Origin of the sequence: Micrococcus cohnii (genome assembly GCF_014205175.1) — a bacterium.
GTDB classification, from domain to species: Bacteria; Actinomycetota; Actinomycetes; order Actinomycetales; family Micrococcaceae; genus Micrococcus; species Micrococcus cohnii.
This window is the reverse complement of sequence record NZ_JACHNA010000001.1, coordinates 452,598-472,672: the sequence shown is the minus strand read 5'-3', so window position 1 is coordinate 472,672 and position 20,075 is coordinate 452,598. Positions and strand designations below refer to the sequence as shown.

At 71.0% G+C, this 20,075-nt stretch carries 15 protein-coding genes; 6 read left to right on the top strand and 9 right to left on the bottom strand.

The genetic code is table 11. From position 1 onward, the window contains the following. The first annotated feature begins 145 nt into the window (after positions 1-145). From thiC to HDA30_RS02200, 4 genes are all read left to right on the top strand, one after another. Entirely contained in the window at positions 146-1,954 is a 1,809-nt protein-coding gene (gene thiC / locus HDA30_RS02215) for a phosphomethylpyrimidine synthase ThiC (RefSeq protein WP_158495637.1), read from the top strand. A 66-nt stretch (positions 1,955-2,020) separates the two neighbouring features. Beyond that, entirely contained in the window at positions 2,021-2,635 is a 615-nt protein-coding gene (locus tag HDA30_RS02210) for a hypothetical protein (RefSeq protein ID WP_158495636.1), read from the top strand. A 65-nt stretch (positions 2,636-2,700) separates the two neighbouring features. After that, positions 2,701-3,399 carry a DNA-3-methyladenine glycosylase I gene (locus HDA30_RS02205; RefSeq protein WP_184240985.1) on the top strand — a complete coding sequence of 233 codons (699 nt, stop codon included), beginning with the start codon at positions 2,701-2,703 and terminating at the stop codon, positions 3,397-3,399. Between the two features lie 95 nt (positions 3,400-3,494). Beyond that, positions 3,495-4,913, top strand: a complete 1,419-nt coding sequence (locus tag HDA30_RS02200; RefSeq protein ID WP_184240984.1) for an NAD-dependent succinate-semialdehyde dehydrogenase — start codon at positions 3,495-3,497, stop codon at positions 4,911-4,913. Positions 4,914-5,054: 141 nt separating this feature from the next. Here HDA30_RS02200 and putP read toward each other — a convergent pair whose 3' ends face one another. Further along, positions 5,055-6,653, bottom strand: coding sequence for a sodium/proline symporter PutP (gene putP / locus HDA30_RS02195; RefSeq protein WP_184240983.1), 1,599 nt, complete (start codon positions 6,651-6,653; stop codon positions 5,055-5,057). A gap of 124 nt (positions 6,654-6,777) precedes the next feature. Here putP and hrpA point away from each other — a divergent pair, with 124 nt between their 5' ends. Then, positions 6,778-10,890: an ATP-dependent RNA helicase HrpA gene (gene hrpA, locus HDA30_RS02190; RefSeq protein ID WP_184240982.1), complete on the top strand. Its 4,113-nt coding sequence runs from the start codon at positions 6,778-6,780 to the stop codon at positions 10,888-10,890. A 12-nt stretch (positions 10,891-10,902) separates the two neighbouring features. Here hrpA and HDA30_RS02185 read toward each other — a convergent pair whose 3' ends face one another. Beyond that, complete coding sequence (locus HDA30_RS02185; protein ID WP_158495631.1) at positions 10,903-11,343, bottom strand: HIT family protein; 441 nt, start codon at positions 11,341-11,343, stop codon at positions 10,903-10,905. Between the two features lie 111 nt (positions 11,344-11,454). Beyond that, positions 11,455-12,480 (bottom strand): sulfurtransferase, encoded by a 1,026-nt coding sequence (locus HDA30_RS02180; RefSeq protein ID WP_343059268.1) that lies wholly within the window; start codon positions 12,478-12,480, stop codon positions 11,455-11,457. Between the two features lie 124 nt (positions 12,481-12,604). Here HDA30_RS02180 and HDA30_RS02175 point away from each other — a divergent pair, with 124 nt between their 5' ends. After that, entirely contained in the window at positions 12,605-13,033 is a 429-nt protein-coding gene (locus HDA30_RS02175; protein WP_184240981.1) for a Fur family transcriptional regulator, read from the top strand. 30 nt (positions 13,034-13,063) lie between these two features. Here HDA30_RS02175 and HDA30_RS02170 read toward each other — a convergent pair whose 3' ends face one another. The 6 genes from HDA30_RS02170 to guaB1 form a co-directional block, all read right to left on the bottom strand. After that, positions 13,064-13,873 carry a metal ABC transporter ATP-binding protein gene (locus HDA30_RS02170; protein WP_158495629.1) on the bottom strand — a complete coding sequence of 270 codons (810 nt, stop codon included), beginning with the start codon at positions 13,871-13,873 and terminating at the stop codon, positions 13,064-13,066. Continuing rightward, positions 13,870-14,784 (bottom strand): metal ABC transporter permease, encoded by a 915-nt coding sequence (locus HDA30_RS02165; RefSeq protein ID WP_221419034.1) that lies wholly within the window; start codon positions 14,782-14,784, stop codon positions 13,870-13,872. Before HDA30_RS02165 ends, HDA30_RS02170 begins: the two co-directional genes overlap by 4 nt. Then, positions 14,781-15,791, bottom strand: coding sequence for a metal ABC transporter substrate-binding protein (locus tag HDA30_RS02160; protein WP_288817898.1), 1,011 nt, complete (start codon positions 15,789-15,791; stop codon positions 14,781-14,783). Before HDA30_RS02160 ends, HDA30_RS02165 begins: the two co-directional genes overlap by 4 nt. 106 nt (positions 15,792-15,897) lie before the next feature. Beyond that, positions 15,898-16,956 (bottom strand): hemolysin family protein, encoded by a 1,059-nt coding sequence (locus HDA30_RS02155; RefSeq protein WP_158495628.1) that lies wholly within the window; start codon positions 16,954-16,956, stop codon positions 15,898-15,900. Beyond that, positions 16,953-18,287 carry a hemolysin family protein gene (locus HDA30_RS02150; protein WP_158495627.1) on the bottom strand — a complete coding sequence of 445 codons (1,335 nt, stop codon included), beginning with the start codon at positions 18,285-18,287 and terminating at the stop codon, positions 16,953-16,955. The genes HDA30_RS02155 and HDA30_RS02150 overlap by 4 nt, the downstream gene beginning before the upstream one ends. Positions 18,288-18,406: 119 nt before the next feature. Continuing rightward, positions 18,407-19,918, bottom strand: a complete 1,512-nt coding sequence (guaB1, locus tag HDA30_RS02145; RefSeq protein ID WP_184240980.1) for a GMP reductase — start codon at positions 19,916-19,918, stop codon at positions 18,407-18,409. Between the last annotated feature and the right edge of the window lie 157 nt (positions 19,919-20,075).

The following is a 20,075-nucleotide window of genomic DNA, read 5'->3' as shown; positions in this document are numbered from 1 at the left end:
GCGTGCTCGGACTCACACACGTGATAGCGTCGCGCACATCCCACGGGAGCCCCACGGCAAGGGGCTGAGATCGAGCTGAGGCCGCTCGAACACCGTCCGAACCTGTCCGGGTCACGCCGGCGAAGGAAGAAGGAGAGTGCAACGCATGTCTGCGCCCGAGACCGACACCACCCGCACTGAGGCCGCCGCGACGGCGAGCCCGTCTGTGGACGCTCAGGAGAACTACCCCACGCACCGGCTCGGCTGGCTCGAGGACGCCGAGCACGGCATCCGCGTGCCGGTCACCCACGTGCACCAGGACGACTCCCCCGACGGCACGCCCAACGAGCCCGTGGCCGTCTACCGGACCATGGGCCCGGCCTGCGCGCCCGAGCAGGGCCTGCCCGCCCACCGCGCCGAGTGGATCGCCGCGCGCGGCGACGTCGAAGAGTACCCCGGGCGGGAACGCACCCTGCTCGACGACGGTCGCTCGGCCGTGCGCCGTGGCGCCTCGAGCCAGGACTGGGCCGGCGAGCGCCGGGCGCCGCTGCGGGCCCGGCAGGGAGCCCGCGTCACCCAGATGCACTACGCCCGGCGCGGCGAGATCACCCCGGAGATGCGCTTCGTCGCGCTGCGCGAGGGCGTCGACGTCGAACTGGTCCGCTCCGAGGTGGCGGCCGGCCGGGCGATCATCCCGGCGAACGTGAACCACCCCGAGTCCGAACCGATGATCATCGGCCGGGCGTTCTCGGTGAAGGTCAACGCGAACATCGGCAACTCGGCTGTGACCAGCTCGATCGCCGAGGAGGTCTCGAAGCTGCGCTGGGCCACCCGCTGGGGTGCGGACACGGTGATGGACCTGTCCACCGGCGACGACATCCACACCACGCGCGAGTGGATCCTGCGCAACTCCCCCGTCCCGATCGGCACGGTGCCGATCTACCAGGCCCTCGAGAAGGTCGACGGGGACCACCAGGCGCTGACCTGGGAGATCTTCCGCGACACCGTGATCGAGCAGTGCGAACAGGGCGTGGACTACATGACGGTCCACGCGGGCGTGCTGCTGCGGCACGTGCCGCTCTCGGCCGACCGCGTGACGGGCATCGTCTCCCGCGGCGGCTCGATCATGGCCGGCTGGTGCCTGGGCCACCACAAGGAGAACTTCCTCTACGAGAACTTCGACGAACTGTGCGAGATCTTCACCCGCTACGACGTCGCGTTCTCCCTGGGCGACGGACTGCGCCCGGGCTCGGTGGCCGACGCCAATGACGCCGCGCAGTTCGCCGAGCTGGACACCCTGGCCGAGCTGACCAAGCGCGCATGGGAGCACGATGTGCAGGTGATGGTCGAGGGCCCCGGGCACATCCCGCTGCACCTGGTGCGCGAGAACGTCGAGCGCCAGCAGGAGCTGTGCCACGGCGCACCGTTCTACACGCTGGGCCCGCTCGTCACGGACGTGGCGCCGGCCTACGACCACATCACCTCGGCGATCGGCGCCACCGAGATCGCCCGGTACGGCACCGCGATGCTCTGCTATGTGACGCCCAAGGAGCACCTGGGCCTGCCCAACCGCGACGATGTGAAGACCGGCGTGATCACCTACAAGATCGCCGCGCACGCCGCGGACCTCGCCAAGGGTCACCCCGGTGCGCGCGACCGCGACGACGCCCTGTCCACAGCCCGCTTCGAGTTCCGCTGGCGCGACCAGTTCGGGTTGTCCCTGGACCCGCAGCTGGCCGAGGACTACCACGACGAGACCCTGCCGGCCGAGCCGGCGAAGACGGCGCACTTCTGCTCGATGTGCGGACCGAAGTTCTGCTCCATGCGCATCAGCCAGGACATCCGGTCCGAGTTCGGCGACGCGGAGGAACAGGCGCGGATCGCCGAGGCGGGCATGGCAGCGAAGGCAGCCGAGTTCCGGGAGGCCGGCGGGAGCGTCTACCTGCCGGAGCCGACGGTGCGCGGCCGAGACTGAGCCGCGCTGCCGAGCCACAGGGCACGGCGCAGCGTCGCAGGCCACGGGGCGGCTAGGGTGCCCACCATGAGCACCTCCGACCTGCACGCCCGCGGGGCGAACACCGAGGCGATCGCCGCCGCGACCGGAACCGTCTGGGCGGACTGGATCGTCCGGCTGGACGCGGCCGGGGCCCAACAGCTGCCGACCCACGGCGAGATCGCTGCTCTCGCGCTCGCGCAGATCCGCGACCCGCAGTCGCCGGAGTGCGCCAATCCCGAGTGGTGGGCGCAGTCCGTCGCGGTCGCCTACGAGCAGCACCTCGGACGGCGCCTGCCCGGACAACGCCCGGACGGCACCTTCGATGCGAATGCCTCCCGCACCGTGACCGGAGGCCTGGACGAGGCGATCGACCGGGTCGTGACCGTGCTCGCCGCGGAGATCGACTCCGGCGCCGGGAGACTGCGCTCGGTGGCGGTCGCCGAGGGTCCGCGTGTCTCGGCCACGCAGAAGTGGCGGTATTGGCGGGCGAGTCTGGCCGACGGCTCGCGCGTGGACCTCACCGTGAGCCAGAAGCCCACCCGCGCCGGCGGGGACGCGCCAACGCGGTCCACCGTGGCCGTGGGCCACCGCCGCGTGGTCTCACCCGAGGAGGCCGCGGCCTGGAAGGCGTTCTGGCGGCAGCTGCTCGACCGGCTCTGAACCGGGACGCCGTCACGGGGCCGCGGCCACACCCGTGGGCGTCGAGACGGCCTAGGGTGAGGCTTATGTCGACCGATGAGACCACCCCGGGCGCGGCGGCGCCCGCCGACCTCGTGACCGGCGACGACGGCCTGGCACGCCCGGTGTGGGCCGCCCTCAGCCCGCTGCTGCGCGAGTATTACGACCGCGAGTGGGGCATGCCCGTGACGGATGAGCGCGGGCTCTACGAACGGCTCACCCTGGAAGGGTTCCAGTCCGGGCTGAGCTGGCGCACGGTGCTGGCCAAACGGCCTCGCTTCCGTGAGGTGTTCGCCGGCTTCGACCCGGACACCGTCGCCGCGTTCGGCGAGGCCGAGCGCCAGGCACTGCTGCAGGATGCCGGGATCATCCGCAACCGGCTGAAGATCGCCGCCGCCGTGGCCAATGCCGCGGCCGTGGCCGCGATCCGGCAGGAGCGCTTCACGCCGCTGCAGGTCGGCTCCCCCGGGGCCGGTCCGGGGTGGACGGGTGAAGGCGATCGGCCCAACGTCGGACTGGCAGGACTGGTGTGGGCCCATCAACCGGCGGCGACGCCGCGACCCCGTACCGCCGACGAGGTGCCCTCCGCCTCGGACGAGTCGCGCGCTCTGGCGGGTGCCTTGAAGCAACGGGGCTTTCGCTTCGTCGGGCCGACCACCTGCTTCGCCCTCATGGAGGCCGTCGGTGTGGTCGACACCCATCTGCTCGGCTCGTGGCGAAGAGGGGCCTCGGGCATCTGGGGCTGAACCGGTGCACTGAGGCAGGATGGGCGCCAGGCGCCGGGGCCGCCGACGCGCCCCGGGGCACGAGAGTCCTGACCACCGACACGAAGGAGTGCACCATGAGCGCACCGTCCACCGCGGAGCTGGGCTACCGCACACAGAACCCCGTCACCGGGGACGTGATCGAACGGTTCGAGACCGCCACAGACGGCGAGGTCACCGACGCCCTGGCCGCCACGCAGTCGGCCTTCGACACGTGGTCGGCCACCCCGCTGCCCGCCCGCGCGGCGATCGTGAAGAAGGCCGCGGACCTGTTCGCCGAGCGGTCGAAGGACATTGCGCGGGTCGTCACCGAGGAGATGGGCAAGCGCCTGGGCGAGGCGATCGGCGAGGTCCGGTTCAGCGCACAGATCTTCGCGTACTACGCGGACAACGCCGAACAGCTGCTCGCCGACCAGCCGATCACGGACTTCGACGGTCAGCAGGCCGTCGTCCAGAAGCTGCCGCTCGGCCCGCTGCTGGGGATCATGCCGTGGAACTATCCGATCTACCAGGTGGCCCGGTTCGCGGCCCCGAACCTGGTGCTGGGCAACACGATCCTGCTCAAGCATGCCGAGATCACGCCGCGGTGCGCCGCGCTGATCCAGGACATCCTCGCCGAGGCGGGGCTGCCTGCCGGCGTCTACCAGAACCTGTATGCGACGCACGAGCAGGTCTCCACGATCATCGCGGATGACCGCGTGCAGGGCGTCTCGCTGACCGGTTCGGAGCGGGCCGGGGCCGCCGTGGCCGAGCAGGCCGGCCGGCACCTGAAGAAGGCGGTGCTCGAGCTCGGAGGCTCCGACCCGTACATCGTCCTCTCCGCCGGCGACGCCCGCGCTGCGGCCCGCGAGGCCCTGACGGTCCGTCTCGACAACTGGGGCCAGGCCTGCAACTCGAACAAGCGGATGATCGTCATGGACGACGTCTACGACGAGTTCGTCGACGAGCTGGTGACGCAGACCAAGGCTCTGCGCCCGGGCGACCCCACCTCGCGCGACACGGACATCTTCGGTCCGCTCTCCTCCGAGGCCGCTGCCGACGCGATCGTCGAGCAGGTCGCGGCGGCCCGCGCCGACGGCGCCACCGTGCACGTCGGTGGCGAGCGCGTCGACGGGCCCCAGGGCGGCGGCTACTACGTCTCCCCCGCCGTGATCACCGGTGTGGAGCCGGACAACCGGATCTACCGCGAGGAGCTGTTCGGCCTGGTGAGCGTGGTCTACAAGGTCTCCTCGGCCGAGGAGGCCGTCGTGCTGGCCAATGACTCCCAGTACGGCCTGGGATCCGCCGTGTTCTCGACGGACACCGAGCAGGCCAAGGCCGTCGCCCAGCAGCTGAACGTGGGCATGGCCAACGTGAACACGGACGCGGCGATGGGCGCGAACCTGCCTTTCGGCGGCGTGAAGCGCTCGGGCTTCGGCCGCGAGCTCGGCCCGCTGGGCATCGAGGAGTTCGCCAACAAGCGCCTCTTTGCCGTGCAGGGCGAGATGCAGCACTGACGCCACGGCTTCTGCCCGCACACAGCGAGGGCGCCTCACGACGACTCCGGTCGGATCGTGAGGCGCCCTCGGCGCATACGGGGCCGTGTTCCCCGCCGACCGACCGCTTCGGGTGCGGTCGGCGGGGTCAGGCCGGTCGGATCAGGCGCGGCCCGCGGCGGTCGCACCGCCCTGGGCGCCGGCGGAGGGCTCAGTGGCCGCGACCTGCTCGTTGCCCTTGACGATGTCGATCGCGCCGGTGAACTCCTCCGTGATCGCAGCCTGCACACGGCGCGAACGCTGCGTGATCATGGAGACCAGGACACCCACGATCAGTGCGGACACGAAGCCCGGCAGCAGCTCGTAGAGGTCGAACCACTCCCAGGTGTCCCCCGAGGCCTTCGACCAGAACCAGGCCACCGCGGCACCGACGACCATCGCGGCCATCGCGCCCCACGAGGTGAACTTGTCCCAGTACAGGGCCAGCAGGATGACCGGGCCGAACGCCGAGCCGAAGCCGGCCCAGGCGAAGGACACCAGGTCCAGCACCGAGGAATCCGGGTTCAGCGCCAGCAGGGCGGCGATCACCGCGATGACCAGCACGCCGATGCGGCCCATCCACAGCAGGGTGGTCGGCGCCGCGGTGCGGCCGCCCACGCGGTACAGGTCCTCGACCAGCGCCGAGGAGCACACGATCAGCTGCGACGACAGGGTCGACATGATCGCCGCGAGCACCGCGGCGAGCACGAAGCCGGCCAGGAACGGGTGGAACATGATGTCCGAGAGCACCAGGAACACGGTCTCCGGGTCATCCAGGGTGCGGTTCGGGTTCGCCTGGAAGTAGGCGATGCCCACGAGAGCGACCAGCACGGCGCCGACGACCGACAGGGCCATCCAGCTCACGCCCACGCGGCGGGCGGTGGCGGCGTCCTGGGGGGTGCGCAGCGCCATGAAGCGCACGATGATGTGCGGCTGGCCGAAGTAGCCCAGGCCCCAGGCCAGGGAGGACAGGACACCGATCAGGGTGGCGTTCTCGATCATCGAGAAGTGGTTCACCGGCTCGCCGTTGGCAGCGGAGGCCGCGTCGGCCGCGCGCAGGCCGTCGACGATGGCGTCCCAGCCGCCCATCGTGATCATGACGGTGATCGGCACCGCAAGGAGCGCGATGAACATCAGCACACCCTGGGCCACATCGGTCAACGAGGCGCCGAGGAAACCGCCGAAGAGGGTGTAGAGCACGGTAATCGCCGAGACGATCAGCATGCCGGTCAGGTAATTCATGCCGAGGTCCTCGCCGAACGTCGACTCGACGAACTTGCCGCCGGCGACCATGCCCGAGGAAACGTAGAAGGTGAAGAATACCAGGATGATCACGCCGGCGACGATCCGCAGGATATGCGTCTTGTCGCGGAAGCGGTTCTCCAGGAAGGAGGGGATGGTGATCGAGTTGCCCGAGACCTCCGTGTAGGAGCGCAGGCGCGGGGCGACGACCTTCCAGTTGATCCAGGCGCCGACCGTCAGGCCGATCGCCATCCAGCCCTCAACCAGGCCGGAGGCGTAGATCGCGCCGGGCAGTCCCATCAGAAGCCAGCCGGACATGTCGGAGGCGCCCGCCGAGAGGGCGGCCACAGACGGCTTCATCTGACGCCCGGCCAACATGTAGTCGTCGAGGTCGTCATTCTGCTTGGAGGCATAGAGCCCGATCGCCACCATGGCGGCGAAATACAGGCCGATTGCGAGTAACAGGAATGTCGTATCCATGTTTCCAGGGTTACACAGATCCGGCCATAACCCTATTTGGAGCCGACCGTGATATAATGCCCCGTTCAGTGGGTCTGATCGGGCCCGGCCCCGGCGGCCCGCCCGCCGTACACTTGTCCGCGCCATGACCGAGCCTTCCACTGCCTCCGACACCCGCGTCGTCGCCTTCCCCGAGCACCTCCCCGTCGCCGAGCGGCGCGAGGAGATCATGGCGGCGATCGCCGAGAACCAGGTCGTGATCGTCGCCGGCGAGACCGGTTCGGGTAAAACGACCCAGCTGCCCAAGATGTGCCTGGCCCTCGGCCTCGACGCGGACGGGGTCATCGGCCACACCCAGCCCCGACGCATCGCGGCCCGCTCCGTCGCCGAGCGCATCGCCGAGGAACTGGACGAGAAGATCGGCGCGACGGTCGGCTACCAGGTCCGCTTCACCTCCGAGACCTCGGCGGACACCCGGGTGAAGGTGATGACCGACGGCATCCTGCTCGCCGAGATCCCCCACGACCCGCTCCTGAGCCGGTACTCGGTCATCATCATCGACGAGGCCCACGAAAGAAGCCTCAACATCGACTTCCTGCTCGGCTATCTGCGGCAGATCCTGCCGCAGCGCCCGGACCTGAAGGTGGTCATCACCTCGGCGACGATCGACCCGGAGTCCTTCGCACGCCACTTCGGCCGCCCCCTCACCGACACCGACGCCGACGCCAACGCCATCGAGCTCGACTCGGGTGAGCGTGTCCTCCCCGCACCGGTGATCGAGGTCTCCGGCCGCACCTTCCCGGTCGAGATCCGCTACCGGCCGCTGACCGAGGACCCTTCGCCCGAGGACCCCGACGACGATGCGGACGACGCGGCCCAGACCCGTGACCCGCTCGACGCGATCGGCGACGCGGTGCTCGAGCTCGCGGCCGAGCCGGCCGGGGACATCCTCGTGTTCCTGCCCGGAGAACGGGAGATCCGCGACGCGGCCGAGCATCTGACCGGACTCGTCGGCTCCACCAGCCGCCTCTCCGGCACCGAGGTGCTCCCGCTCTACGGCCGGCTCTCGATGGCCGAGCAGCACCGCGTGTTCAGCCGTGCGCCGTCCGGTGTCCGGCGCCGCATCGTGCTCGCCACCAACGTCGCGGAGACCTCCCTGACCGTGCCGGGCATCAAGTACGTCATCGACACCGGCACCGCGCGCATCTCCCGGTACTCGAACCGCACCAAGGTGCAGCGCCTGCCGATCGAGCGGATCTCCCAGGCCAGCGCGAACCAGCGTTCGGGTCGCTCCGGCCGCACCTCGGAGGGCATCGCGATCCGCCTGTACTCGGAGGAGGACTTCCTCGCCCGTCCGGCGTTCACGGACCCGGAGATCCTGCGGACATCCTTGGCCTCGGTGATCCTGCAGATGCTCTCGCTCGGCGTCGCCCGCACCCCCGGCCAGGTCAGCGAGTTTCCGTTCCTGCAGCCGCCGGACTCCCGCCAGGTCTCCGCTGGCGCGACCTCGCTGACGGAGCTCGGGGCGTTGAACACCGGCCGCCCCGTCACCCTCTCCCGCGGCCGCACGCGCACGTTCGAGGCCGGCACCATCACGCCCCTGGGACGCCGCCTGGCGCGTCTGCCGGTCGACCCGCGCCTGGGCCGGATGATCCTGGCCGCCGGAGAGCGGGACTGCACGCGCGAGGTGGTGGTCATCGCCGCCGCCATGACGATCCAGGACCCGCGGGAACGTCCGGTCGAGCAGCGCGAGACCGCCGACGAGTTGCATGCCCGGTTCTCGGACGAGAACTCGGACTTCACCTCGCTGTTGAACCTGTGGTCGTACCTGCGTGAGCAGCAGCGCCAGCTCTCCTCCAGCGCGTTCCGTCGTCTGTGCCGCCGCGAACACATCAACTACCTGCGGGTACGCGAGTGGCAGGATCTCGTCCAGCAGCTGCGCCAGATGGCCGCACCCGTGGGCGTGTCAGTTCAGGCCGGCCCGGTCGACCCCGTGGGACGGCATGAGCAGGTCCACAAGGCGCTGTTGGCCGGTCTGCTCGGGCAGATCGGCTCCTACGACGAGCGGCGGCGCGACTACGCCGGCGCCCGCGGCACCCGGTTCGCGGTGTTCCCGGGCTCCGCGCTGTTCAAGAAGCGGCATCCGTTCGTCATGGCCGCCGAGCTGGTCGAGACGACGCGACTGTGGGCTCGAGCCGCCGCCCGCATCGAACCGGAATGGGTCGAAGAGGTCGGCGCGGATCTGGTCAAGCGCAGCCACTCTGAGCCGCACTGGTCCCGTCGCTCCGGTTCGGCGATGGCGCGAGAGAAGGTCACGCTGTTCGGCGTCACTCTCGTCCACGACCGGCCCGTCCGTCTGGGCCGGATCGACCCGCCGCTGGCGCGTGAGCTGTTCATCCGCCATGCACTCGTCGAGGGCGACTGGCGCACGCGGCACCGGTTCTTCGCCCGCAACCGCGCTGCGCTCGAGGACGTCGAGGCCCTCGAGACGCGCCTGCGCCGCCGTGACCTGCGCGTCTCGGACGACGATCTGTTCGCGTTCTACGACGAGCGGCTGCCGGCGACGATCGTCTCGGAGCGGCATTTCGACGCGTGGTGGAAGAAGCAGCGGCACCAGACCCCCGAGCTGCTGGACTTCGACCCGTCCGCCCTGATGACCACGGCCGCCGATCAGCTCGACGCCGACGCCTTCCCCACCGTCTTCGACCATCCGCTCGACGGCGAGCGCGTGCAGCTGCCGCTGGACTACACCTACGACCCCACCGGCGCCTCGGGCACCGACGGCATCACCGTCACGATCGACGTCGTGCTGCTCGGCCGGGTCGACCCACAGCGGTTCGCCTGGCTCGTGCCGGGGCTGCGCGTCGAGCTGGTGACCGCGCTCATCCGCGCCCTGCCGAAGTCCCAGCGCAAGCACCTGGTGCCGGCCCCCGATGTGGCCGTCCAGCTCGTCACGGCCCTCGAGGCCGACGCCGACCCCGAGCACGACGCCCTGCCCGAGGCGCTCAGTCAGGCGGTGCGCCGACTGCGCGGGCAGATCGTGGAGCCGAGCGAATGGGACCTGGCCGCCGTGCCGGAGCACCTGCGCATGGACTACCGGATCGTGGACTCGCGTGGCGCCGTGATCGGCGCCGGCCAGGACCTCAGCGAACTGCAGGTCCGCCTCGCCGAGGCCAATCGCACGGCGATCGCGGCCCGGCTGGCCGGCGAGCCGCCCGCGGCGGGCACCCCGACACCCGGGAGCGGTCGCGGCGCAGCCGGCCGCCGAGACGGCCGTGCACGCGAGGGCGAGCGCGGCGCCCGGGATCGGCCCGGGTCGGCCGGGGCGGCGGAGCACACGGCGCCCTCCCCGGCCTTCCGGGAACGGCACGGGATCACCTCATGGGACCTGGGCACGCTGCCGCGGACACTCGAGGCCCCGGCGGGGGCCGGGCCGCGCGTCACCGGGCACCCGACCCTGGTGCCCGAACGTCTCAAGGACGGTTCCCCCGCTGCCGGGCTCACGGTCGCACGGACCGCACAGGACCAGGCCGCCTGGCACCGGGCCGGGCTGATTAGCCTGTTGCTGGCCTCGCTACCCTCGGTCCAGCGCTACGTGCTGGATCACCTCGACAATCGCGAGAAGCTCACCTTCAGCCAGAACCCGCACGGCTCCGTCGAGGCGCTCGTGGCCGATTGCACCGCCGCGGCCGTGGACCGGCTCGTCGGCGATGCCCTGCCGTTCGACGAGGCCGGATTCCGGGCCCTGCACGAGGCGGTGCGGGCGGAGCTGATCGACACGGTGTTCCTCGTGACGGCCCTGGTCGAGAAGGTGCTCGCCGCCGCCGCGCGGATCCGTCGTCGACTCAAGGGTGGGGTCTCGCTGGCCCTCGCCCCGGCGCTGGCCGACGTGAAGGCGCACCTGGACCAGCTCGTGTTCGACGGATTCGTCGCGGCCACCGGCTGGGCCCAGCTGCAGCATCTGCCGCGCTACCTCGCGGCGATCGAGTCGCGGCTGGCCTCGTTGGACGCGGGTGGGCGTCTCCAACGCGACGGTCAGCACATGGCTCTCATCCAGGAGCTCGAGGACGACTTCGACGCGGCGGTGCAGGCCCACCGGTCCCGGTTCCCGCAGACCCCGCTGCCGGCCGAGCTCGACGCGGTGCGCTGGCTCATCGAGGAGCTGCGTGTCTCGTTCTTCGCCCAGGAGCTGGGCACGGCCGTCTCTGTCTCCGAGAAGCGAGTGCGGAAGGCGCTGGACGCGGCGACCGCGCGCTGAGCGGCTGCCGCCTCAGGCCCCGGCTGACGGCACGTGCTCGCCGCGGCCGGCCGCACGCAACGCCGCGCGGATCTTCTCGGCGGCGGCGTCGAGGTCGGCGGGGTCCGGGTGACGGTCGACCTGGTCCGTGTCGAAGTCGCGCATGGAGTTCGACGGCCACACGTGCACGTGCATGTGCGGCACCTCGTAGCCGGCGACCATCAGACCCGCGCGGGCGGAGCCGAACGCCTCGACCTGGGCCGCGCCGATCGCCTGGGCGACCTGCATGACGTGGGCGAGGGTCTCGGCGGGCGCATCGGTCCAGCGGTCCACCGGTTCGACGGGGACCACCAGCGTGTGGCCGGGACGCAGCGGTGCGACGTCCAGGAACGCGGCACACACCTCGTCCCGCCAGACGAACCGGCCGGGGATCTCGCCGGCAATGATGCGGGAGAAGACGGTCTGCTGGGACATGAGGGCTCCTTGGATACAGAGGGACGAACGGGTACAGAGCGACGGACTGCGACGCAGGGCGACGGACGGTCGGCCTCGCCGTGCGGTCGACGTGGCCCGAGCGCCGCGTGCTCAGCTGCCGGCCGGCTCAGGCCCGGTGGCGACCGGATTGTCGGGATTCTGACACCAAGCAGACCACGAACCCGGGTACAGGGCCACCCCGTGACGCCCGGCCGCGGCGAGCGCGAGCACCGTGTGGCAGGCCGTGACGCCCGAGCCGCAGGAGGCCGCGACCGGCAGATCCTCGCGCATGCCCTGAGCGTCGAAACGCTCCCTCAGCTGCGCCGGCGGCAACAGGAGCCCGTCCGCGTCGAGCAGCTGATCTGCCGGAACGTTCACGGCACCGGGGATGTGCCCGGCGACCGGGTCGAGCGGCTCGTCACGACCGGCGTAGCGCTGCGCGGACCGCGCATCGAGCAGCAGGCCGCCGGCGGCGACTGCCTCGGCCCCGGCCGAGTCCACGACCGGCATGCGACCCCACGAGGTGTGCGCGGATCCGGGCGCGGGAATGACCTCACCGGCCTGCAACGGCAGTCCGGCCGCTCGCCAGCGGCTGAGGCCGCCGTCGAGCAGCAGGGAGGTCGTGATGCCGGCATGTCGCAGCAACCACCACGCCCGCGCGGCGGAGGCGCCCGAGACGTCGTCATACACCACGACGGTGTCCCCGTCCTCGATGCCCCACATGCGCACGGCCTCGGCGAAGCGTGCCGGCTCCGGCAGCGGGTGCCTGCCCTGTTGCGGTCCCGCGTGCCCGGCCAGCTGGGACTCGAGCGCGACGTAGACGGCACCGGGCAGGTGCCCGCGCACGTAGGTGTCGTGATCGCCGCCGCCGGTCGGGGTCCAGCGCACGTCGAGCAGCACGATCTGACCGCGCCCGAGCTCATCGTCCTCTCGAGCGAAGGCCTCCGAGCGGTGCGTGCCGCGTCGTCCGGCCCCCTGCGGCGGGGTCGGTCGTGGCACACCCAGCCAGCCGGCGAGCACGTCGACATCGACCAGCACCGGCGGCGCGGCGGGCTCATCCACCCGTGCTGTGGCCGACGCGGTGTGGCCCTGCCTGTCGGCGTGCCCGGGCTGCGACGCTGAGATCTCTGTGTGCACCCCCCGGAGTCTACTCAGGCGGTCAACCCGCGCGACGTCCGCACGGCCCGCCGAACGAACCCGCTGAGCGGGCCCGCTGTTAGGCTGAGAATTCGTCCCTGCGCCCGCAGAAAGGCCCTCGTCCGTGAGCACCTCCGGTACCCCCTCCCCCGCCTCCCGCCCCCGTGCGACGCGGCAGAAGGCCGCCGTCGACCGCGCCCTGGACTCGCTCGAGGACTTCGTCAGCGCACAGCAGCTGCACGGGCATCTCCAGCACGCCGGCGAGCGGGTCTCCCTGGCCACCGTCTATCGGACGCTGCAGCAGCAGGTCGACGCCGGCCGAGTGGACGTGCTGCGTCGCGACGACGGCGAGTCGGTCTACCGTCGCTGCGAGGAGCAGGAGCACCACCACCACCTGGTGTGCCGCCGCTGCTGGCGCACAGTGGAGATCACCGCCCCCGACGTCGAACAGTGGGCGGCGACCATCGCGCGCGAGCACGGTTTCGCGGACCCGGACCACACCGTCGAGATCAGCGGCGTGTGCACCGACTGCGCCGGCTCCGACCGCGACTGACCGCGCCGCGGCGATCGCGCGGGCACGGTGTCAGGACAGCGGGCGCCGGCGGCCCTCAGACACCGGCTGTTCATGCGGCTCGTCCAGGAACATGCCCCGAGGCGCGTGCAGTGCTCCCACCCCGTAGACGCGTTCGAGGTTCTCTCGGGTGAGCACCTGCGTCGGCGCCCCGGAGGCGACGACCCGGCCGTCCATCAGCACGACGTGGTCGGCGGCGTGGGCCTCGGCCATATCGTGCGTCGTGAACACCACGGAGACCCCGCGCTCTGGCTCCTCGTGGATGAGCCGGTCGATGGTCCGGGCCGAGGTGATGTCCAGTCCCGTGAGCGGCTCGTCCAGCATGAGCACATCGTGTTCCTGGGCCAGTCCCTGGGCGACGTGCACGCGCTGACGCTGACCGCCGGAGAGCTCGCAGAGGTGGCGCCGAGACAGATCGGCAATCTCCATGCGCTCCATCGCCTCGGCCACGATCCGCCGATCCCTCGAGCGCAGCGGCGCGAACCAGCCGCGGGAGGCGTAACGGCCCATCGTCACGACGTCGTTGACGGTCATCGGGACGCCCTCGGGGGCCGGCACGGACTGCATGACGAAGGCCACGCGACGTGCATGCCGACGCGCATGCTCACCGCGGACCCGCACGACGCCGGCCGCCGGGTGCAGCACACCGGCCAGGGCCTGCAGCAGCGTCGACTTCCCCGAACCGTTGGGACCGATCACCGCGACGACGCAGCCGCTGGGCAGGGTCAGGTCGGAGCGGTCCACGGCCAGGTGGTCACCGTGCCGCAGCACGAGGTCAGCGCACTCGGCCAGCAGATCTGAGCTCTCGCGGGCGCCCCTCATGCCGACACCCTCCTCGTGGCGGTCCGCTCGGCGGCCTCCGGGCCCAGCGCGGACTGTGACCCGCCGGGCCCGGGGCGGCCCCGTCGGCCACGCACCGCGCTCACGGCGGAGCGCACGGCGAGCACGACGAAGAACAGGAGGATCGGCACCAGGGCCATCGTCGCGGAGGCGGCGGTGCCCAGGTGGAAGCTGAGGACCAGGCCGGCGCTCACGCTCAGCGCGCCCAGGACCATGGCGGTCGCCATCATCGTCGGGACCGTCCGGCACAGCAGGGCCGCGGTGGCCGGCGGTCCGACGAGCAGGCCGAAGACCAGCACCGTGCCGACCGCCTGGAACGAGCCAATCACGGCCGCGCCGATCATCATGAGCAGCAGCACGTGCGTCAGGCCCGGCCGCATGCCGAGGCTGACCGCTTTGGCCGGCGAGAAGCTCAGGGTCAGCAGCGGCCGGTAGAGCAGGACGGCGGCCAGCACGACGATCACGGCGATGATCCCCTGCACCCACAGATGTTCGGGCCGCACGCCCAGGGCGTCGCCGAACAGGATCGCGGTGAGCGAGCCGGTGTAGGACGACGACGTCGAGATGATGACCACGCCGAGGGCCATCATGCCCACGAACAGCAGGCCGATGCCCGTGTCCTCCTTGAGCGTGGTCGCCCGGTGCACCAGCGAGATGCCACCGAGCATGACGAGCGCCGCGACAGCCGCCCCGACGTAGACGTTGCCGTCGAGCAGCACCGCTGTCGCGATGCCGGGCATGACGCCGTGGACGAAGGCGTCGCCGAAGAAGCTCATGCCGCGCAGCACCAGCCAGGTCCCGACCACCGAGCACATCACGGCCGCGATGAGACCGCCGAGCAGCGCTCGCCGCTGGAAGCCGAGTTCAAACGGGGCCATGATCCACTCGATCATCGCGCCCCCAGCTCCTCGGCGAGCGTGCGGGCGTTGTGCACCATGGCGTCGCGATAGGTGGAGGCCTCGGAGTCCTCCGGGCCGATGCCGGCCTCATAGAGCTCGACGACCGGCACCTCTCCCCCGGCCTCCCCGCCGAGCGCCTCGATCTCGCCCATCGGTGAACCGGCCGATGTGAGCAGCGCGTCGGCGCCGCCGTCCTTGACCGTGGCGGAGAGCTCGGCCATCTGCTTCGACGAGGGAGTGCCGTCGGTCGAGCCGCCCGGCACCACGATTCCGGAGACCTCGAAGCCGTAGGCGTCGGCGAAGTAGCCATAGGCGTCGTGGTCCACCATGATCGTGCGCTTGTCCTCGGGGACCTGCGCGAGGATCGTCGCGACCTTCTCATCGGTCCTGCGCAGGTCCTCGGCGACCTGACGACCGCACTCGGCGAACTTCTCGTCGTCCTTGTGTGCTGCGAGCCTCTCGCCCATCATCTCGGCCGCGTCAGCCATGCGGGCCACGTCCATCCAGAAATGGGGGTCCTGGTCTGCGTGCGCGTGACCGTGATCGTGACCGCCGTGGTCATGGTCGCCGTGCGAACCGGTGCCGAAGGGCAGCGGGTCCACCTCGGGTGCGACCTCGATGATCTCGGCGCCGTCAGCCTGCGCGTTGCGCAACGCCGAGCCCATACCGGCCTCAAGACCGAGACCGTTGCTGAACACCAGGCCGGCCTGCGTCATCTCAGCCACCTGCTGCGAGGAGACGGCCATGTCGTGGGGGTCGTCGCCCGGACCCATCACGGAGGTCGCGGAGCCGCCGTTGCACTGGGCGATCTCGTCGAGCACCGAGCCGATCTGCGTGGTCGTCGCGACCGCGACCACCTCACCGTCTCCGCCGCCCCCGGAGCCCGCCCCCGAGGACCCGCCACAGGCGGTCAGGGTCAGCAGTGCAGCGCCGAGCACGACGCCGAGGCCGACACACTGGCGGCGTACGCGCGCCGGGGCGCGGAACGATGAAGCGGACACGAGGTCACGCACCTTTCAGGGCCGAAGCGAGAGAATTAAATGAAAACGATTCTCATCGTAGCACCGGCGGCGAGGTGCTGCGTGCGCCCACCCGGCACGAGCCCCGTCACACCGGGCGCAGACGCCGCCGCGACTGCGTGGCGTCGTGGATCTCGCCGACGAGCTCCTCGAGCACGTCCTCGAGGAACAGCACACCCACGGTGATGCCGCCGCCGTCGATCACACGGGCCAGGTGCGAGCCCGTGCGCTGCATGAGCGCGAGGGCGTCCTCGATCTCGTCGTCCATCCGCACGTTCGCCAGCGAGCGGATCCGGGTCACCGAGATGGGCCGCTCGTACGCGCTCGCGTCGACGGTCAGCACGTCCTTCAGGTGCAGGTAGCCGGTGAGTCCGCCGGTGCCGTCAGCCACCGCGAATCGCGAGTAACCCACGCGCCCCACGTTCCACTCGAAGGCCTGCGGAGTGACGTCCTCGGGCAAGGTCACCACATCGGCCAGGGGCACCATGACGTCCCCGGCGCTGCGGTCGGAGAACTCCAGCGCTGAATGCAGCACGCCGGACTCGTCCTCGAGCGTTCCCGAGCGCGTGGACTCGGCAACGATCGACTGAACCTCCTCGAGCGTGAAGGCCGAGGCGACCTCCTCCTTCGGCTCGACGCGCATCGCGCGCAGGGCGAGGTTCGCGAGCCAGTTCAGCGCCCAGATCAGCGGAGCCAGCGCCGTGGATAGCCAGACCAGGGGCGTCGCCAACAGCATCACGGCGCGATCGGCGAAGGACACCGCCGCGTTTTTGGGCACCATCTCGCCCATCGTCACGTGCAGGAACGTCACGACCAGCAGCGCGAGCACGAACGCGGCCACGTCCGCGACGGAGGTCGGCAGGCCCACCGTCTGCATCGGGGCCACCAACAGGTGGTGCAGCGCCGGCTCGGACACGTTGAGAATCAGCAGCGAGCACACGGTGATGCCCAGCTGGCACACCGCGAGCATCTGCGTCACGTGCTCGATCGCGTACAGGGCGACCTTCGCCTGCCGCGATCCCGCGTCCGCCTTCGGTTCGATCTGCGAGCGCCGTGCGCCCATCACGGCGAACTCGCCGCCGACGAAGAACGCGTTGGCGGCCAGCAGCACGCCCAGCCAGAGCAGGCCCGTCACGTCGTCGCTCATGCGCGCATCCCCTCCACCCGGGGCGCGGCGGTGGAGCCGCCCTCCGGCTCGAAGCGCACCCGCTCGATCCGGCGGCCGTCCATCCGCTCGACGCTGATGCGGCCGCCGTCGACGTCGACGACGTCCCCGATCGCGGCGATGCGCCCGAGCCGGGCCATGAGGAACCCGCCCACCGTCTCGTAGGCGCCGTCCTCGGGCACCTCGAGGCCGCGAATCTGGGCTCGGACCTCGTCGGGGCGCAGGTCCGCGGGGAAGTACCAGCGCCCGGAGGCGGTCTGCAGCACTCCGGGCGTCACCCGGTCGTGCTCGTCGGCGACCTCCCCCACGATCTCCTCGACCACGTCCTCGAGCGTCACCATGCCGGCGGTGCCGCCGTACTCGTCGACAACCACGGCGACCTGCAGGTTCGCCTCGCGCAGCTCGGTCAGCAGCTGGTCCAGGTGCACGGTCTCGGGAACACGGATCATGTCGGACATCACCGAGCCCGCCGTCAGGTCCGCCCGTCGCTCGCGCGGCACGGCGACGGCCTTCTTCACGTGCAGCACGCCGCGGATGTCGTCCGAGGAGTCACCGATGACGGGGAAGCGCGAGTACCCGGTGCTGCGGGCGAGGTCCACGACGTCCGGCAGCGACTCGTCCTCGTGGATGGTCTCCATGCGGATGCGCGGGGTCATCACATCGGAGGCCGTCCGGTCTGCGAAGCGAAGGGTGCGGTCCAGGAATGTCGCCGTCTGCGCGTCGAGGGTGCCCAGCTGCGCCGAACGCCGCACGAGCGAGGACAGCTCCTCGGGGCCACGGGCGCCGGAGATCTCCTCCTTGGCCTCCAGGCCCATGCGGTGCAGCACCTTGTTCGAAAAGCCGTTGAGCAGCACGATCGCCGGCTTGAACACAGCCGAGAACATCAACTGGGGCCGGGCCAACCGGCGGCCCAGCGTCATCGGCTCGGCGATCGCCAGGTTCTTGGGGATCAGCTCTCCGATGAGCATCGACAGCAGCGTCGCCACGAGCATCGACACGATGAGCGAGACGGTGCGCATGACCGGCTCGGGCAGCGCGAGGCCGCCCAGCACGGGCTGCAGCAGAGCCGTGACGGCCGGGTCCATGACGTATCCGGTGAGCAGAGTCGTCAGCGTGATGCCCAACTGGCACGCGGACAGCTGCGTCGAGAGCGACTTCAGGCACCGCAGCAGCGGCTCGGCGCCCTTGTCGCCGTCGTCGACCATGCGCTGCACCGTGGGCACGTCGATGGCGATCATGGAGAACTCGACGGCCACGAAGAAGCCGGTGCCGAGGATCAGCAGCAGGCCGGCGGCCAGGAGCAGCCAGTCCATTCAGCGGTGCCTCCCCGTCGTCCGGGTCGGCGTGGTCAGGGGCGGGCGCCGGTGATGCGCCGAGGTCGTGGGTTCGGCACGACTGTCATAGTCCATGGCAGGTGAGTATAGGCAGGCGCTCACCAGGATCGGGAGACGGGCCGGCCTTCCTCGTACCCGGCCGCGGACTGCACGCCGACGACCGCCCGCTCCCGGAACTGCGCCAGCGTGGTCGCTCCGGCGTAGGCCAGCGACGAGCGGACGCCGGAGGTGATCGCGTCGATCAGGTCCTCCACGGAGGGCCGCTGCGGGTCGATGTACATGCGCGAGGACGAGACGCCCTCCTCGAACATCGCCGTGCGCGCCCGGCTGAACGCGTCGTGATGACGCGTGCGGTGCTGCACGGCGCGGGCCGAGGCCATGCCGAAGCTGATCTTGTACCGGCTCCCGTCCGGGTCGACGACGACGTCCCCCGGCGACTCCAGCGTGCCGGCGAACCACGAGCCGATCATCACCTGGCTGGCCCCGGCCGCGAGCGCGAGGGCCACATCCCGCGGATGCTTGACCCCGCCGTCCGCCCAGACATGGCGGCCGAGTTCACCGGCGGCCGCGGCACACTCGAGCACGGCGGAGAACTGCGGGCGCCCGACGGCGGTCATCATGCGGGTCGTGCACATCGCGCCGGGGCCGACGCCGACCTTCACGATGTCCGCACCGGCGGAAACCAGATCCCGCACCCCCTCGGCCGTGACGACATTGCCGGCGACGACCGGCACGGGCGGATCGACGGAGCGCACCGCCGCGAGCGCCTCGAGCATCGAGCGCTGATGGCCGTGGGCCGTGTCCACCACGAGCACGTCGACGCCCGCCTCGATCAGCGCCTGCGCCTTCTCACGCACCGGGCCGTTGATGCCGATCGCCGCGCCCACCCGCAGTGCCCCGTCCTCGTCGACGGTCGGCGTGAACACGGCCGAGCGCACCGCCCCCGAGGTGGTCATCGCGCCGACCAGGCGTCCGTGGTGACGCCGCGGCTCGCCGTCGCGCGAGGCCTCGACCGTGGACCGCACCACGGGGGCGTACTCCACCTGCGCCTGGGTCATCGCATCGAACGCGGCGCGGGCGCGCTCGGGGCTGACCGACCCGTCCTGACGGTCCGAGGGGAAGTCCTCGGCGTGCAGCAGCAGCGGCGGGCTGCTCATCACGGACCCGGCCGCCGCGAATCGGTCGACTCCCTCGCAGTCGTCGCGGCCGAGGGTGCCGAGCAGGTTCCCGTCCTCGTCGACGACGCAGACCGCGGCGTGGCCGCGTGTGTCGAACAGGTGCAGCGCCTCCACCACGGCGGCGGACGGGGACACGGTCGACGGCGTATCGAGCACGGGGTGAGAGGCTTTCACCCGCCGAGTCGTCTCTGCGACCGTCTCGATGTCCAGATCCTGCGGCAGGACCCCGAGCCCGCCTCGGCGGGCCATGGTCTCGAGCATGCGCCGCCCCGAGACCGCCGTCATGTTGGCCGCCACGAGCGGGATCGCGCCGCCCGTGCCGTCGTCGGGGCGGATGTCCACGTCCATGCGACTGCTCACGGTGGAGTGCGAGGGAACGAGGAAGACGTCGGCGTAGGTGAGGTCGCCGACGGGCTGGGTCAGGAAGCGCATGAGACCAGTGTGTCACAGGTCGCACTGAAAGCGGGTGCGCGGCGGATGCGGAAGCCGGAGCATCTGGCCAGAGGCGGCGTCCTGGTCATTATGATGGTCGGAAGGCGCTTCGACACCGCTGCGCACCGCTTTCCACGCATTCGAAGAGAAGAGGCGT